This window comes from Roseovarius sp. D22-M7 (assembly GCF_037083785.1).
In the GTDB taxonomy this organism is placed as follows: domain Bacteria; phylum Pseudomonadota; class Alphaproteobacteria; order Rhodobacterales; family Rhodobacteraceae; genus Roseovarius.
This window is the reverse complement of sequence record NZ_JBAPKY010000163.1, coordinates 1-1,442: the sequence shown is the minus strand read 5'-3', so window position 1 is coordinate 1,442 and position 1,442 is coordinate 1. Positions and strand designations below refer to the sequence as shown.

Sequence of the window (1,442 nt, the reverse complement as noted above, 5' to 3'; positions counted from 1 at the left end):
GTAACCGCCCGGTTACAACCGCGGGCCTTTTTCCTTGACGCGGTCGATGATTTGTTGGTCCGACACGAAGTCTTCGAGGAACCTGTTCCAGTCCTGCGGTGAGCGCCTTGCGTCGGCGAGCATGTTCGTCAGCTCTTCGATCCCGTCGTCGGTCAGCGCCGTGATGGTCTCGTTCTGGCCGGTGTAGACGGTGACGATGGCGCCGTAGGTCAGGTTGTCGTCATTCCAGACAATGGCCTCCAGGAGGTCCAGAGTCTCACCCAACATCCTGGCGACGTAGTCGAGAGTATAGACGTGGGTCAAGGCGGCCATCAGGCTGCCTCGACCTGCAGGGTGGACTTTGGCACCCAACTCCAGGGCAGCAACTCGTCAAGACGGTTGGCCTTGTGATCGTGGATCCGGTCGAGGACGTCAGCGAGGTAGGCCTGCGGATCGAGATCATGCATCTTCGCGCTCTCGATAAGCGTCATTGCCCGCGCCAGGGTTTCGCCACCCGTGTCCGATCCGGCAAATAGCCAGTTCTTTCGTCCTATGCCCACTGGACGCATGGCGCGCTCGGCGGGGTTGTTGTCGATGGCGACGCGACCATCCTCCAGGAACAAGGTGAAGGAGGACCAGCGGTTGAGGGCATAGCGGAAGGCCTTGGCGAGATCGCTTTTTCCGGGGATGCGTGTCAGCTGCTGTTCCGCCCAGGCCCTGAAGGCAGCAACCTTTTCGGCGCTGTATTTCTGGCGGGCCGCAAACCGCATTTCGGCGGACTTCCCGGCAATCTTGCGTTCGATGTCATACAGCTTCCCGATGCGGTCGAGAGCCTCGCGTGCGATCCGGGACTTGTCGGCTGTCCACACGTCATGGAAGTCGCGCCGCAGGTGCGCCCAGCAGGCGGCCTCGCGGAACTGCTGCGAGCCGTCTGCATGCTTTTCATAGAGATCCCTGAAGCCGGCATAGGCGTCGGCTTGCAGAATGCCGCTCGAGTTGGCGAGATGGCCGCGTGGATGTTCACCCTTTCGATCGGGAGAGAAGTAATACACGACACCGGGAGGCGCGGCACCTGACCATGGCCGTTGATCTCTGACATAGGCCCATATACGGCCCTGTTTCACGGCCTTTCCGAGTTCCTTTTTCTTGCCGGATCGGTCGAGCACGCGGATGGGCGTGTCGTCAGCATGCAGTATCGGGCTGGACATCACGTCCGCCTCGAGCTTTTCGATCAGCGGGTTCAGCGTCTTCATGGCCCCGCCGCACCAGTCGACCATCGTGGTGTCGGGGATGTCGGCCCCCATGCGGGCGAAGATCTCGTTCAGGCGATAGAGCGGGATGTGGTCGTCGAACTTCGAGACGAGAATGAAGGCCAGCAGGCTGGGTCCCGCCATGCTGCGCGGGATCGGCCGGCTGGGGGCGGGCTCCTGCACCATGGCCTCGCAGCGGCGGCAGGACTTCTT

General features: G+C 61.9%; 2 protein-coding genes. Both read right to left on the bottom strand.

Going from position 1 to position 1,442, the window contains the following annotated elements; translation table 11 throughout:
* Positions 1-12: 12 nt before the first annotated feature.
* On the bottom strand, positions 13-312 hold the full coding sequence (locus V8324_RS21855) for a hypothetical protein (RefSeq protein WP_336421991.1): 300 nt from the start codon (positions 310-312) through the stop codon (positions 13-15).
* Positions 312-1,442: IS66 family transposase (gene tnpC, locus V8324_RS21850; RefSeq protein ID WP_336421990.1), on the bottom strand; the 1,131-nt coding region annotated here is incomplete at its 5' end. The genes tnpC and V8324_RS21855, both read right to left, overlap by 1 nt.

Excerpts from the sequence above, each read along its gene's own strand:
- V8324_RS21855 (WP_336421991.1), bottom strand. The coding sequence starts at position 312 with ATGGCCGCCTTGACCCACGTCTATACTCTCGACTACGTCGCCAGGATG.